Below are 15,291 nucleotides of genomic sequence, written 5' to 3'. Positions count from 1 at the left end.
CTCCCCATGTGAGAGTAGGGAACTGCCAGGCATTAAATAAGACGAGAAAGCCAACCCAATGGGTTGGCTTTTTTGCGTTTGAGGTTTTTATATCTCTATTTTATTTTTGGGAAATAAAGCACTATTTTAATTGCTGATAAAGTAATGAACCTGCAACAGCTCCTGCAACATCGTAAGTAAAATCATGCCAGCTCCAGCCAGTACCTTCTGGGCGACTATCATAAAGTTCTTTCGCTACCCCTAAACTTATCGAAAGCGAGAGTCCAATTAATAATCCCTCTCTATGACCATAATTTTGATGATCTGCATACGCATTTGCGCCCGCTGAAGCAGCCATAGAAAATAAAAAATGTTGAGCTTTATCTTTGCCTTTCCAATTATCATTGGCAAAATGAAATGACTGACAACCTGTTAAAACCATTACTGATAATAAAATAATCAGAGAACCACATTTAAGCCTTAGTTTCATAAAAAATAAAAGCCTTTTCGCTGATAAATATATTTTAATATAAGTGCTTATTAAGTATAGAAGATAATTTTAGAAAACAAAAAAGCCTTACTGATATTTAAGTAAGGCTTTAAGACGGGAAGCGTTAGTGCTTAAAGTATGCGACTAATTAATCTATCAACACGAATACGTCGTAATCGTTTGATTAATTTCTTCACTTTTAGAGGATAAAGTTTAATGCTTTCTAGCTCTTGGTAATGTTTCACGACAATAGTATGCTGGCGAATACAGACTAATTCATTATATCGTTGCTCATGTAATTCATGTTTAGGATCATGAATTAATATGGCATTTTCTAAATCTAATCCCCATGCACGTGGATTAAGATTATTACCTGTAATTAATTGCCAGCTATCATCTACCCACATACCCTTTAAGTGATAGGTATTATCGTTATCTTTCCAAAGTCTTATTGTTAATTGGTCATTATCAATAAATCGTTGGAAACGTTGAGTAAATTTACGCAGATTGATCTCATAGAGATAAGGTAGAGCACCAATAATTTTAAATGGTTCTTCCGGTGGAATATAGAAGTCATTTGCTGTTTTATCACCAATAATAATTTCGACTTGCTTGCCATTTCTTAATAAATGACTGATTTGGCGTACAAGGATCGCGGGTAAATTAAAATAAGGTGTACAAATAACAAGTTTTTCTTCAGTAGAAGCCATAAGGTGAGAAATTGTCTTGTTTAAGATATTTTTCTTACCTAAACCCATTAAAGGTGTTACAGCGAGTTCGTTGTTAGAAGCATTGGCTTTAATATCATAGCCATCGCGAGTGCGTAAATTAAAACGAAATTGGCGAATACAGTTTTTAATTTCGGCACAACGAATTCTATCTTTGATATCCAATCGTTGAATTGCTTCTGATTGTAAAAGATCAGTCACAATAAATTGCTTCATTGTGGAGGCTAATTCGCTATTTTGGATGATGTGATATCTGTCATAACGATATTTATCCAACTTGTGCAAGTAAACATTATTAATACTTGCGCCACTATAGATAACGGTATCATCAAAGATAAAGCCTTTAAGGTGTAATACACCTAATGCTTCACGAGTATTTACGGGAATACCGTAAATAGGGATTTCGACATCAGGGTGTTGCTGTGCAACTTGGTAGTACCAATCTGCATTTGTTGCATCAGCAGAGACACCAATACGCCCACGTTGAGCACGGTGCCAGTCAACAATAACGGTAATGGATAATTCAGGACGTTGTTGTTTTGCGGTGTAAAGCGCATCAAGGATCTCTTCACCAGCCTCATCGTGCTCTAAGTAAAGAGCTGTAATAAAGATCTCTTTCTTTGCTTGAGCAATGTATTTCAATAAGGTGCTGCGAAACGCGGATGTCTGATAAAGCGTTTCAACATCAGCAACTGACTGAGCTAATTTAGGCAGTTGTGCAAGGTGTTGTTGATGCTTAGCAAGTTTTAGTTTAGACAACATCACAGTGCTTAATTCTCTTGTTTATGATGGCAGATGGAGCCATCGTCCATGTGGATTTTCTTTAACCGATCTTCTGATCATAACATTAGTTATATGGGATGTACGCATAAAATCATCATATATAGCTAATTTATCAAAGGATGCGTGAACAATCACATAAAGAAATTTTCTCTTATGAGTATAGCATTGGGCTATCTTTTGATTATCCAAGCTGTAAATCAAGATTGACTATCCCTTCATCAAGTTGTACTTCAACAGAAAATCCCAGTTTTTTCGCTAAACTTATCATGTTGCGATTTTCAGGCATTGTTATTGCGGTTAAACGTTTAATGCCATGTTCTCTAGTATAGTTGATCAGTTTAGTCATAAGTTGATGGCCTAAAGTATTTCCTTTTAAATCAGAACGCACAAGAATAGCAAATTCTGCATGCTGATTATCAGGATCTGCCATTGCGCGGGCAACACCAATGATTTCAGGCTGATCATCTGGATTTCGGATTGCGACAAAAGCCATTTCGCGATCGTAGTCAATTTGTGTCATATTTGCGAGATCGTCATGTGTAAACTCACTGATCTCACTAAAATAGCGATAATAAAGATCTTCTTTTGTGACTTGGTTTATAAACGTTTTTAGTAACGGTTCATCTTCCGGCAAAATAGGGCGGATAAAGCAAGGATTGTTATCTCTTAGAAAGAAGGTTTCTTCTAATTCATTAGGATAAGGACGAATAGAGAGTCTTTGATGAGGATCGCCTTGTAGAGGTGCTAGCTCCATCGCGACATCAAGTAGTGTAAAATCATTGCCTGAAGCCAGGAGAGGATGAATATCCAATCTGACAATTTGTGGACAATCTAGAAGTAAGTGAGAAACCTGCACCAAAAAATGACTTAGACTTAATATATTTAGAGGCTGTAAAGCGCTTCTAGGCTGTATCTTTCCGCTTTTTATCGCATTAATAACTAGATAGCGAGCAAGCGCCATATTAAGAGGTGGCAAAGCAACTGCGGCTTTCGTTTCTATTTGCCACTCAACTCCCCCTTCACCCAATACAATTAATGGACCAAAAATAGGATCTTGCTCTATCGCGACTCGTAATTCTTGAGAGCCCGCGCGATTTGCCATACTTTGCACCAATAAACCCTGAATTTGAGCTTGAGGATAGAGTTCTGTTACACGCTCTATAATGGCATGAGCTGCTGATGATACTTCAGTGCTGTCTCGAAGATAAAGCATGACACCTTGTACTTCGGACTTATGAGGGATATCAGGAGAACGCAATTTCAGTGCGACAGGATAACCAATCTTTTCCGCAATATTGACCGCTTCTTGAGCATTATGGGCAATCCAAGTTGGAAGTGTATTAAAGCCATAAGCTTCCATAATTGGCTGAACTTGATGTGTGTCTAATCGATATTGCTTATTTTTTAATGCTTCTTCAATGCAACGATGTGCTTGTTGCGTATTCATTTTGACATCTAAAGGCAATGCGGGTGTTTCTTTTAACTGTTTTTGGTTTCGACGATATTCCACCATATGCATAAATGCAGTGACGGCACCTTCAGGTGTTCGATAGGTTGGAATTCCCGCTTCACTAAATAATTTACGCGATTGCTGAGAGGAATACTCTCCGCCCCAGTTAGTGAAAACGGTAAGCCATTTACGTCGAGGATGTTTATTGATGGCTTCTATGACTCGTTGTGCTGTTTCAATGCTAGGTGCAATGGCACTTGGTGTGTGAATTAGGAGTAATGCATCATGATCATGGCTATCTAACAAACAATTCAATGCCAAAATATAACGCTCAACCGTTGTATCATCACCTAAGTTTAGTGGGTTGCGAATGGCATTTTCTTCTTGAATAACACGTTGGAGTTTTTGTTTTGTTTCGTCTGTAAGTTGTGCGAGCTTTCCTGAATGCAAAAATAGTTCATCAACTGCCATTGCCGCGGGTGCAGAGCCATTACTCATAATCATTAATCTTTCGCCTTTTAACGGCGTCATATAACTCAGTGTTTCAACGGCAGAAAACATCTCATGGGTATCTTGTACTCGTAATAAACCCGCACGTTGAAAAGCGGCATCATAAGCCACGTCATAACTTGGTGTATCGCCCAATAACAGTTGTGCTTTTTGAGTACGACCACTTTTTATCACCAAAATCGGTTTGTTACGCGAAGCACTACGAGATGCTGACATAAATCGTCGTGCATCTTTTATATGTTCGAGATGCAATAAAATAGCACTGGTTTTACTGTCTCTTGCCAGAAAATCTAATAAATCATCGACTTGGATATCTTGATTATCACCTAACGCAATAAAATAGGAAAAGCCGATATTACGATAATAAGCCCAGTCTAAAATCGTGTTGGCAACAGCCGCTGATTGTGAAATAAAAGCTAACTTTCCTTTTTTAACGGGAAGCGGTGAAAAGCTGGCATTTAAACCTTGCCACGGCGCTAAAAGCCCCAAACTATTTGGGCCAAGCAAGCGGATATGATATTGCTGACAAAGTAATTTTATTGGCTGAAATTGTTCAGGTTGTGCGGAAAGCACAATTACAGCTTTGCAACCAGACCCACCTAATTGTTTTAGTAGCTCAAGGTTACGGCGATGATGTGTACAAATAATCGCAAGATCAGGAACTTGAGGTAATTGATCAATAGAAGGATAAGTGAACACACCAGAGACAGAGCCACGAGACGGATTAATCGGAAACACAGGACCATTAAATCCACCACTGAGCAAATTTTTCATCATGGTGGTGCCTGCTCGACCTAATTTTTCAGAGGCACCAATCACGGCGATAGATTTAGGACGTAATAGTGCTTCAAGACCTCGTTGGCTCATATCCACTCCAGAGTTTCATTATCAACTGCTATTCAATGTAGCTGATTTGCTCTTCTTTTGCCTGACTTCGGTCTGGTTTTCCAAGTAAATATTGTTGACGAAAGTAACTAAAATGAGAAAAAAGTTGTTGTGAAGCTTGAATATCGCCGACATTCTCTAAAATAGAGGCAGCGACCTCTGCGGTACAATGTTGATCCTCTCTTGCTGCTTGGCGAAGTATGTAGTCACATTTGCTAGCTTCATTTAAAGAGAAAATGGGCAGTGCATCAAGATAGGGGCTTTTGCGAAACATTTTACGAGCTTCACTCCAAGTACCATCAAGAAGAATAAACAAGGGGGATTTACTATTTGTAGGGAGTTGGTTATATACAATACGTTCACTTGATGCATAGCTTTCAGGGAAGACAACATAAGCTTGCCTATCTGGTGTATTGATGAGATCAAGCAATGCCTGTTCTGGTGTTGTTCGGGACCATAAAAAAGCCTGCGTGTCTGGTAATACATCGGCAATTAATTTCCCGGTATTACTTGGCTTCATCACTTCAGTATCATACATCAATAAACAAAATTGGCTTTTTGCTGGTTGATTGACAATGGTGTCACAAAGACACTGTTTTTCGGGTAATAAGCAAAAAGAACAACGTTTTGTACGAAAACCACGCGCTTTAAAAGGGCGAGTAGAAATCGAAAGTCGATATTGACGAAGTCGAGAGACTGCATTGTCATGCATAACAGATTGACCAATACTCATAAAAAAGAATCGAATTTTATCATGATACCCAAAGGTCTACTATCAGTTGTTTTTTTTATGAAAGTTAATTTATAGGACGGTAATAGGATTATTATTATTTAATAAGTCGTGGTGACATATGAACATAACGCCAATCTCTTTTATAGAGAATCAACAAAGTATTAAAGATAATGAAATTAAAAATCTATTTGATATCTTTGATATTCGGCTTTTTAATAATGATAGTTTGAGTTTCAATCTTGATATTGCTAAAAATCAAATAAATGAACTGGCTGATTCAGTAAGGAATGGAAGTTCAAAAGATTTAGATTATTTAGTCAATATCATGTTTCATGATGATATAAAAATAAGCCTATATGCAACTAATCAACTCTACTTAATTTATTCAAAATTAAATAACTCGATAAGAAGAGATATTAAGGAGTTAATTAAATCGCTCTATGAAATAAAAGTAAGAGACGATAAAGAATATTTCAAAGAGCGACCTTTATTAAGCGCCATGGCTTGTGGAGATGCGATTGCTGGGCAACAGGGAAAAGGGAATAATGTTTTTATCTCAGCGATTGATAATTATTTAAATATGAAATGTAATGATAGCGTGTTAGTTAATAGTATGGATAGCGTAAGTAGCAGTAATCGTTATATCTCTTCATCAGAATTACAATCTTGGGTTTCATTTCAACCTTATCAATGTGATATTGGTCACTATGAAACGATACTTAAAAAAATAGAAAATGATAAAAAATCTGATGAGTTAAAAAATTACGTAGTTTTAGTCAACAATAACCATTGGGTTGCTTTATTTACTTATAAAGATAGCTGTTTTTTATGTGATTCATTATCTTCAAACAAAGAAGATAATGATGAACGTCATAAATTATTAACTAGACTAAAAGAAAAAGGATTTAATACCTTTAATATAGAAGATAACTTACAAAAAAATGTACCTAATGGATGTGGTCTTTTTGCTCTTAATTACATTGATAATTTACAAAATAAATTGAATAAATTAAATAATGAAAAAGTAGCAGATTTAACATCCACAATAGAAACAGTATTACAAAATACGGGGAAAATTTTTCTTAACCAGAGTGATGACGAGCAAGCCGTATTTAATCATCATTTTAGGAAAAAATTGATCATGGATGCACTTTTTCATTTTGTTAAATCTAGTAATGAATAGCGCTCTTACATATTGATATACCGATTGTTTTTTATTAAAAAAAAGTTAAATCTAATCTTATTTTTAAAGTGAGAGTTTTTTGATATAGGTTTATCTCTTACTCTGCGTGATTCTCTCGGTGACAGTTGCTAAACTATCATGTAATCTGCGCCCCTATTGCAGTTGGAGAGACAAATGAACGATTCTTATGAAGGTAAAAACGGCAAAGTAAAAGTGATGTATGTCCGTAGTGAGGACAATGCCGATAATAAACCTAAAAAACCATCCCGCCGTCCTGAAAATGGTCGTGGTGATAACCGTAACGACAAAAATCGTGATAATAGACGTGGTGATAGCCGCGACGATAAAAATCGCGATAACAGACGTGGTGATAACAAATTTTCTCGTCGTGATGACCGCGGTGCAGGTAAGCCTTCAGGGCGTGGCGCATCACGTAATGAATCAAAACCTTCTCGCGATAGCGAAGGCGGAAGTTTTTCTCCATGGAAAACGGTTTCTCGCCCTGCTGGTGAAGAGGCAATTAAAGAGCACGATGGCATTACTGGTAAGAGCCAAATCGATCCAGAACAGCTACGTCGCCAGCGTTTAGAAGAAACGCGCATTTATGGTGAAAATGCCTGTCAGGCAATGTTTAAAAATCGTCCTGATGCAATTGTTCGCGCTTGGTTTTTACAAGATGTGACACCACGTTTTCGTGATGCACTAAAATGGATGGCGGCAAACCGTAAAGCTTATCATGTTGTTGAAGAAGAAGAGATGGTCAAAGCCGCTCGTACCGATCATCATGGTGGCGTATGCTTTTTAATTAAAAAACGTGTTGGTCATGATGCAGAAACTTATCTGAAAGATGCACCTGAACATGATTGCGTATTAGCACTTGAAGATGTGGGGAATCCACATAACGTAGGTGCAATTATGCGTAGTTGTGCACACTTTGGTGTGAAAGGGGTTATCTCTCCTGATTCTGCTGTCTTGGAATCTGGGGCTGCTGTTCGTACCGCAGAAGGTGGCGCTGAATATATCCAAGGTATTGATGCTGATAACTTTGCTCAAACGTTAGATAAATTTAAAAAAGCGGGTTATACACTGGTGGCAACATCAAGCCATAAAGGCAGTGTGCCATTATCAAAAGCACAATTACCAGCGAAAATGGTGCTTATCTTAGGTCAAGAGAAAGATGGCTTAAGTGAAAGTACGTTAAATCAAGGTGATATGAGCATTTACATCGGCGGTACTGGGCATGTTGAAAGCTTAAACGTCTCTGTGGCTTCGGGTGTATTATTAGCAGAATGGTGGCGTCAGCACCAAGGCTAATTGCTTTACGGCTTTTAAGAATAATATAAAAAAATCCCGCTTAAAATCTGTATGATTTTTTAAGCGGGATTTTTATTTATTAGATCTATGCTAATTGCATTATTTTCCTGGTGAGAATGGCGGTTTAGCAAACCAAACCACGATCATCATGATAAGAAAAATCCCTGCTGCTAACCAAAAAATCTCATTGGCTGAAATAATTAATCCCTGTTCAGTGATCATCTTCGCTAAATATGCTGACGCTTGTTCATTTGAAAGACCAAGATCATTCATTTGTTGGTACGCCATTTGCGAATCAGGATCAAGTGGATTAATTTTTTCTACAAAGGTTTCATGGTGAAGAGATTCTCTTTGTGTCCAAATTGTTGTGGTTAACGATGCGCCAATTGCCCCTGCTAATGTTCTTAAGAAGTTCGAAAGACTCGACGCTGATGCCATTTTCTCTGGCGGTAATCCAGATAATGTCATTGTCGTTAATGGCATAAAGAAACACGCAACGGCTAAACCCTGCCAGAATTGAGGCCATGCTACCGTGGCAAAATCCATTCCGGGTTCGAAGGTATAAGCTCGCCAATAAAAACACACAGAAAACATAATAAAGCTAAAGCTAATGATATAGCGTAAATCGACTTTACCACCAAACTTACCAATAATTGGTGTGATAATTAAAGGCAATAAACCTACCGATGCTGATGCTAATCCAGCCCATGTTGCGGTATAGCCAAAAACTTCTTGTAGAAGCAGTGGCAGTAAAACAATGGTACCAAAATAGATCATATAGGCGAGGCTGAGCGTGACACAACCAATGGTAAAGTTTCGACTCTTAAAGAGTGAAAGGTCTATCACTGGATGATCATCTGTTAACTCCCAAACAATTAAGAAGCTAAGTGCAACCACCGCCACAATGGTGAGGACTATAATTTCTGTCGAATTAAACCAATCGAGCTCTTTACCCTGATCGAGCATGATTTGTAAAGCACCTATACCCACGACGAGTAAAACAAGACCAATGGTATCTATTGGTTTAATTTCAGTTTTTGTTTCGCGTCCTGCTAAGGTGTTCGATATACACATAATAATCAATACACCAAATGGAACGTTAATAAAGAATATCCATCCCCAATGATAGTTATCGCTGATGTAGCCACCTAAAATAGGCCCTAAAATTGGCGCAACAACAATGGTCACTGACCACAACGCAAGTGCCATATTTCGTTTTGCTGGTGGATAGTTATTTAATAACAAGCTTTGTGATAAAGGAATAAGCGGTCCAGCAACTAAACCTTGAAGTACACGAAAGAAAATCAGCATTTCAAGGCTTTGTGAAATACCACAAAGCCAAGAGGTTAACGCAAACAGTGCCGTTGACCACATAAAGAGTCGAACTTCACCAATACGTTTTGCTAACCAACCTGTAATGGGGATAGAAATAGCATTCGCCACACCAAAAGAGGTAATAACCCAAGTCCCCTGTGAGTTAGAGGCACCTAAGTTCCCTGCAATAGTTGGAATGGCTACGTTAGCGATTGTAGAATCGAGAACTTGCATAAAGGTTGCCAACGCAAGGGCGATGGTCATTAAGGCAAGTTTTCCTCCTTGTAATGGCTCTTTGATCACCTTTACACCCCGCCTTTATTGTCCTGCATTTTGTTCAATGATTTCATTGATCAATTTATTAATCTCTGACATATCAATGTTTAAAACATCGGTATGGTAAGCAGGTGTTTGGCGTTCGCTGTGTGATAATACTTTTCCATCTAGGTTAATCGTATCAACAGTCACTTCAGAAGAAAGACCAATACGCAGTGGTTTTTCTGCTAATTCTTTTTCATCTAATGAAATACGAACGGGTAAGCGTTGAACAACTTTTATCCAGTTACCACTGGCATTTTGCGCAGGTAATAATGAGAAAGCACTGCCTGTTCCCATATCTAGACCTAATACAGTACCGTGATAAATGACTTTTTTGCCGTAAAAGTCAGTGGTGATCTTTGCCGGTTGACCAATACGCATATTGGCGAGCTGTGTTTCTTTAAAATTGGCATCAATCCACATACCTGTTATCGGAACAACAGCCATTAACGGTTTACCTGGTGAGACTTGAGCGCCTACTTGAACGCTACGACGCGAAACATAACCCTCTGTTGGGCTTAAAATTTTAGTGCGTTCTAATGCCAGCCATGCATTACGAACATCCGTCGATGCTTGTAAAACAGAGGGTTGTTTTGCTATTGGCGTGTTTAAAATAATTGCCTGATTAGCATTATATTGCTCTCTTGCAACTTCTAAAGCCGCTCTCGCGGTGGAAACGGCTTCTCTGGCATGTTGAAGTTCTTCTTTACCAATGACATTGCGTTCGCCTAAAACTTCACGACGACGAAGGTCATTTTGTAATTTAGTGAGTTCCGTTTCGCGTAAAACGATGTTTGCTTTTAATTGGCGACTGTTGATGATTTGCTGATGCATTTGGCGAACACTATTTGCTAATGCTGTTTTTGCTTTTTCTAATGCCAGTTTTTCATCACTTGAATCTAATAAAACTAAGGGGTCACCTGCTTTTACAAAGTCGGTGTTATCCACATAAACGGTGGTAACAGAACCAGAAATTTGTGGCATCACCATGATTTGATTGCCAGTCACATAAGCATTATCTGTCGTTTCATGATGTCTTAACACCATAAACCAATATGCCGTGTAAGCTAAACCAGCAACAATAAATAGGATAGTGAGTAACAGTAGAACATTTCGGCGAGTTCGTTTTTTATTGCGAATGGGAGCCTGAGGGGGGGTATTTTCCTCATTAACACTCATTTAGAAGATCTCCATAAAACCAGAAAAACATCATTAGATATGTTTCCAGCATGAAAACTGGAAACATAATTATAAAGTCAATCTTAGAATAATTATTAGCGTGAAGGTAAATTATAAATGCTAATGGGTAAGTATGTTTGCCGATTTATGGCGTAAATAGGATTAGATCAATAAAACTATTTATTATGTTACTTATTCACAACCTTTTTCAGCCAAAGTATCTAATTGTAATAACAACTTACGCATTAGTGTTTCAAGCTGTCTTTGCTCAGATTGATCTAATACAGACCATATTTGTTTTAAACACTGATGTTGTGGTGGTAATAAGCTATTTAAAAACTCTTCACCGGCATCAGTTAAATGGAGATGCAAACAACGGCGGTCATTATGACTTTCACGACGTTCAATCCAACCTTGTTTTTCAAGCTCATCAGCAATACGCGTTGCATTTGTTCTTGAAGAACCTAAAGCTGCACTTAATTCCGATGGTTGGATACTCCGATTTTCTGTCGTATCTAAAATCATTAGTGCCATAAATAATGTCTCGTTAATACCTTGAGACTTCAACATATTATTACGACTTTCAAGAAGTTTGCTTTGAACATGCATAGAAAGGCGAGTTAACAAAATCTCTTGATAAGGAATATCTTTGTTAAGCGATTTCTGTTGTGTAGCGCGAGTGTTTAGTAATTCTTCTGTTGGCGTAAATGAGCTTTCCATTTTTAGACACCTTGTTAGTTTCGAAAATTAGGATAATGCTGTTATCAACATGTTAAATGGTATATTAAACACACAATTTAGCAATTTTTATTATTTATAGTCACTATGTTTTTTTGATTATGTTACCTGATTCATAAATTTTCTGAATGATAACACAAAAAAAAGGATAGGTACTTATCTCTTTGCAATAAGTTAATAAAATCAATTTATCACTTATCTGACAATGAATAGTAGTCTATTTGCGAAAAAAGGGATCATTTTTTACGATAAAACACGTAATAAATTTATTATTACTACCAATGGTTGTTAGGTTGATAGTGTTTAAGTGAAATTATTTGTATAGTGCTTTATTGGGAAGATTGATATAATTTTCTTAATAAAGAATGGGATGATGATATACATTAATAGTAATCACGCTGTTAAAACATTCACATTTTATTCTGATTAGCGTGGGATTGAAGAAATAATATAGCCCATCCTTGGGTCTAAAAACTATTCGGCGTGGATTATTGGATCATTTTTATAACCTAAAAACCAAACAATAAGACCGATAACACCAATGATTAACCCGGCGATAGAAACACCTGTCCATCCATATTGATGATAAGCATAGCCTGATAGTAAAGATCCTAATGCACCCCCTATAAAATAGCTTGTCATATAAGCGGCAGTCAGGCGATTTCTAGCATCAGGTAAAATACGGTATATAGTGCTTTGATTGGTGACATGGACACCCTGAACAGCTAAGTCTAGCAGGACAACGCCAATAATAAAGCTAATGAGCCCAATCCAGTGATAATAAGGTGCAATAATGATAAAACCCCAAGAAAGAAAGAGGATGATTAATCCTACTGTGGTGGTTTTCTTACCTTTCCCTTTATCAACTAATACGCCTGCTTTACCCGCCATTAATGCACCAGCAGCACCCACAAGACCAAATAAACCAATCACAGCATCCGAGTAATTAAAAGGATCAGAAGCCAATAAAAAGGCCATTGAGGTCCACAATAAGCCAAAGTGAGCAAAAATAAGTGCACCAACTAATGAGCGAGTTCTCAATACGGGGGTTGTTGCAAATAATTTGAAAATAGAACCTAGTAATTGGAAATAATTTAAGTTTGTTTCACTTTTATAAGTGGGTAAACAGCGCCATAAAGTGATCGCTAAAATCGCTAGAAAAACACTCGCTACCCAGAAAATTCCCTGCCAATTAGTAAATGATGCCATTAACCCAGATGCGGTTCTCGCAAGTAAAATCCCTAGTAAAAGGCCACTCATAATAGTGCCGACTGCCTTTCCTCGTTGATGGGGTGCAGCAAGCGTTGCAGCAAAAGGAACTAGAATTTGAGCCACAACGGAGAACATACCTGAGAGCGCAGTTCCGATTAACATTACCCAAATATTAGATGACATCGCGGTAATTAATAGACCACTCGCTGAAATTAATGTCATGGTAATAATGAGTGAGCGACGTTCAAAAATATCGCCAAGAGGTACTAATAACATTAGCCCTACGGCATAACTTAATTGCGCGGTGGTGACAATAAACCCTGCCAATGTAGCCGATATGTGGAAATAGTTTGCGATTGAATCAAGTAGAGGTTGTGCGTAGTAGTTACTGGCAACAACCATACCTGTGGCAACCGCCATCAGTAAAATAAGACCTTTGTTTAGCGATGTTTGTGGTGCGGTGTGTTCCATAATACTCATAACAAGTCATTTGTAAGGTAAATGATAGTAACATGAGTCATTTTTTTAAGGAAAGAATTACAGTGATAGAGATGTTCAATTAATTTGATACAAACGCTTAGACAGTGTTGTTATAACATATTGTTTTATATAATGAATAAACATTGACTTTCATTTATCAATAACTAAAAAATGTAAAAAGGAGCATGGATAAACACCACATCCATTGAATTGAAACGCCAATCACGGCAAAAGAAAATAGACGTTTAGTTCCTAGCCAGCGGGCTTCCATAGTCTGCTTTTTGGGGCGTTTAGGAAATAACGTAGAGAGGCTTTCATCAAAGCTCATATTGTCTTGATAGCGATAAAGAGCCTGAAAAAAATGGCTATCGAGCCATAAACGAAAAAGGTGATATTGCGTCAATAAAAATAAAAGAGAAGCAATAAAAAAAGCCAATTTATTGTGAAAGTGAAGGCTAAACACCGGCCATGTGCTTATATAGGGTAACAGTGATAACAGCAGTAAATAGCGCCAACTTTGAGTTAAAGACACAATGACTTTACCGCTAGTTTTTGTTGTCAGCATAGTTGCCTCGTGATCTATTTTGTTGGAAACGTGAATACCAAATTTGTAATGCCTCTTGCGTTTCTGGATTTAAAATGACTTGAGGGCGTGTTTGATACACCTGTTTTATTGCGTCCTCCAAGGTATCTACGGTGCCATGATAAACTAGCCATGCAACCGCAATAGTAGCACTGCGCGAATAGCCTAATTTGCAATGAATATAAACAGTCCCTACTTGGCTAAGACGTTCCATAGACAACATAGCTTTGCTGATATCATCAGGAGATAATGGTAATAAATCGATTTGAGGTTGAGCTAAATAAAGCTGATTTTGGCTAAATTTGTTTCTTGGCCATTCACAGGTTAAATCAAAAACGGCGTTAGCGTTTAATTGATAGAGAGGGCGTCCACCTAGTAAAACGCCTTCCGCCACTAAACTAGGGGTTTGGCAACGAGTTAAATAATAGCGATAAGTACACCAAGCAAAAAAGCGATAAGGTAATAGGATTATCTGTGCAGAAAGGGGAATTTCACCCTGTGTATCTTTTTGAAAAATAGAAGATCCTGCCCCTAAATAACCCAAAGTTACAAAAGTTAATGTGATTGCCGGCCAGAGAAAGATCCAAAAGAAACCTTGCAAGCCAAAAGATAACAGATAAAACACCATTGCTGATAACGCATAATTTTTACCAATACGTAAACTGCGTTTGCAGCCAGTAAAATGCCATTTCCAACGAGAGTTTATGGGTAATAAATAACAAATAAACACGCCAACACCAAAGCCCGTAATAATATCAATAAAGTGGTGTTGCCATGTTGTTAGTACAGAAGCCGCAATAAGTAATGACCATAAATTTAAAAACCATTGATATGATTTAGGCGTATGTGCGCGAAAACGTAACCATAGTATCCACAATAAGATAATGTGCAGAGAAGGGGCTTGGTTATAAGGTAAATCGAAACCTTCTAATTGAGTAAACAACCAACCAGAAAATCCTTCAGTTGTTGGGCGAATAAAACTAAATTTTAAAGGAAATAATAAAAAACCAGTACAAGCAATCAATGAGGCGACAATTAAACGTAATCCATGTATAAATTGCTCTCTTAACGTTGTACAAATAATCAGTGAAATACCATAGGCAATATTCACACTCCAATAAGGAATAATTGTCCAAGGTAAAAAGGGGATAGATTTTTCCCAAGAATAAACAAAAGAAGGAACATCAGATAAAGTGGATGTATAAGTGTTCACTTGCATATAAGTTAAATAGAAAAATGGGGCAAGAAACAACAGCCATACAATACCAGCAAGCCAGATACTTTTTCTTGATGATGTTATTTGAGTGTGTAGGGTTCCACCCATACTAAAATTCCTTTCTTTATTTATATTTCTTTTTTTTCAATGAGTTAAAACTATCGCTATAGGTTGCCATATAGCGATAGGTCGGTTA

The 15,291-nt window shown here is 37.5% G+C and carries 12 protein-coding genes; 2 read left to right on the top strand and 10 right to left on the bottom strand.

Going from position 1 to position 15,291, the window contains the following annotated elements; translation table 11 throughout:
* Positions 1 to 121: 121 nt before the first annotated feature.
* The 4 genes from DK865_RS05680 to DK865_RS05665 form a co-directional block, all read right to left on the bottom strand.
* Complete coding sequence (locus tag DK865_RS05680; RefSeq protein WP_023581109.1) at positions 122 to 469, bottom strand: YfiM family lipoprotein; 348 nt, start codon at positions 467 to 469, stop codon at positions 122 to 124.
* A gap of 131 nt (positions 470 to 600) precedes the next feature.
* On the bottom strand, positions 601 to 1,959 hold the full coding sequence (gene pssA / locus DK865_RS05675; protein WP_023581110.1) for a CDP-diacylglycerol--serine O-phosphatidyltransferase: 1,359 nt from the start codon (positions 1,957 to 1,959) through the stop codon (positions 601 to 603).
* Positions 1,960 to 2,161: 202 nt separating this feature from the next.
* Complete coding sequence (locus tag DK865_RS05670) at positions 2,162 to 4,807, bottom strand: bifunctional acetate--CoA ligase family protein/GNAT family N-acetyltransferase (RefSeq protein WP_109391415.1); 2,646 nt, start codon at positions 4,805 to 4,807, stop codon at positions 2,162 to 2,164.
* 28 nt (positions 4,808 to 4,835) lie between these two features.
* A complete protein-coding gene (locus tag DK865_RS05665; RefSeq protein ID WP_036912263.1) occupies positions 4,836 to 5,537 on the bottom strand; it encodes a tRNA-uridine aminocarboxypropyltransferase in 702 nt (233 codons plus the stop codon).
* Between the two features lie 139 nt (positions 5,538 to 5,676).
* Here DK865_RS05665 and DK865_RS05660 point away from each other — a divergent pair, with 139 nt between their 5' ends.
* Together DK865_RS05660 and DK865_RS05655 are read left to right on the top strand one after the other, a co-directional pair.
* A complete protein-coding gene (locus DK865_RS05660) occupies positions 5,677 to 6,741 on the top strand; it encodes a C48 family peptidase (RefSeq protein ID WP_109391414.1) in 1,065 nt (354 codons plus the stop codon).
* A 174-nt stretch (positions 6,742 to 6,915) separates the two neighbouring features.
* Positions 6,916 to 8,055 (top strand): tRNA/rRNA methyltransferase, encoded by a 1,140-nt coding sequence (locus DK865_RS05655; RefSeq protein ID WP_023581115.1) that lies wholly within the window; start codon positions 6,916 to 6,918, stop codon positions 8,053 to 8,055.
* 99 nt (positions 8,056 to 8,154) lie between these two features.
* On the opposite strand, the gene emrB is transcribed toward DK865_RS05655, so the two are convergent.
* The 6 genes from emrB to DK865_RS05625 form a co-directional block, all read right to left on the bottom strand.
* The gene (emrB, locus tag DK865_RS05650) at positions 8,155 to 9,672 is read right to left on the bottom strand and encodes a multidrug efflux MFS transporter permease subunit EmrB (RefSeq protein WP_036912019.1); all 1,518 of its coding nucleotides are present in this window, start codon (positions 9,670 to 9,672) and stop codon (positions 8,155 to 8,157) included.
* A 15-nt stretch (positions 9,673 to 9,687) separates the two neighbouring features.
* Positions 9,688 to 10,866, bottom strand: a complete 1,179-nt coding sequence (gene emrA / locus DK865_RS05645) for a multidrug efflux MFS transporter periplasmic adaptor subunit EmrA (protein WP_023581116.1) — start codon at positions 10,864 to 10,866, stop codon at positions 9,688 to 9,690.
* A gap of 192 nt (positions 10,867 to 11,058) precedes the next feature.
* Complete coding sequence (gene mprA / locus DK865_RS05640) at positions 11,059 to 11,586, bottom strand: transcriptional repressor MprA (RefSeq protein WP_023581117.1); 528 nt, start codon at positions 11,584 to 11,586, stop codon at positions 11,059 to 11,061.
* A 492-nt stretch (positions 11,587 to 12,078) separates the two neighbouring features.
* Entirely contained in the window at positions 12,079 to 13,287 is a 1,209-nt protein-coding gene (locus tag DK865_RS05635) for an MFS transporter (protein WP_109391413.1), read from the bottom strand.
* 166 nt (positions 13,288 to 13,453) lie between these two features.
* A complete protein-coding gene (locus tag DK865_RS05630) occupies positions 13,454 to 13,861 on the bottom strand; it encodes a hypothetical protein (RefSeq protein ID WP_109391412.1) in 408 nt (135 codons plus the stop codon).
* Positions 13,842 to 15,203, bottom strand: coding sequence for a phosphatase PAP2/dual specificity phosphatase family protein (locus DK865_RS05625; protein WP_109391411.1), 1,362 nt, complete (start codon positions 15,201 to 15,203; stop codon positions 13,842 to 13,844). The genes DK865_RS05630 and DK865_RS05625 overlap by 20 nt, the downstream gene beginning before the upstream one ends.
* Positions 15,204 to 15,291: the final 88 nt, after the last annotated feature.

The sequence above is a fragment of the Proteus cibi genome (assembly GCF_003144405.1).
Taxonomy (GTDB): domain Bacteria; phylum Pseudomonadota; class Gammaproteobacteria; order Enterobacterales; family Enterobacteriaceae; genus Proteus; species Proteus cibi.
This window is presented reverse-complemented; position numbering and strand designations above follow the sequence as displayed.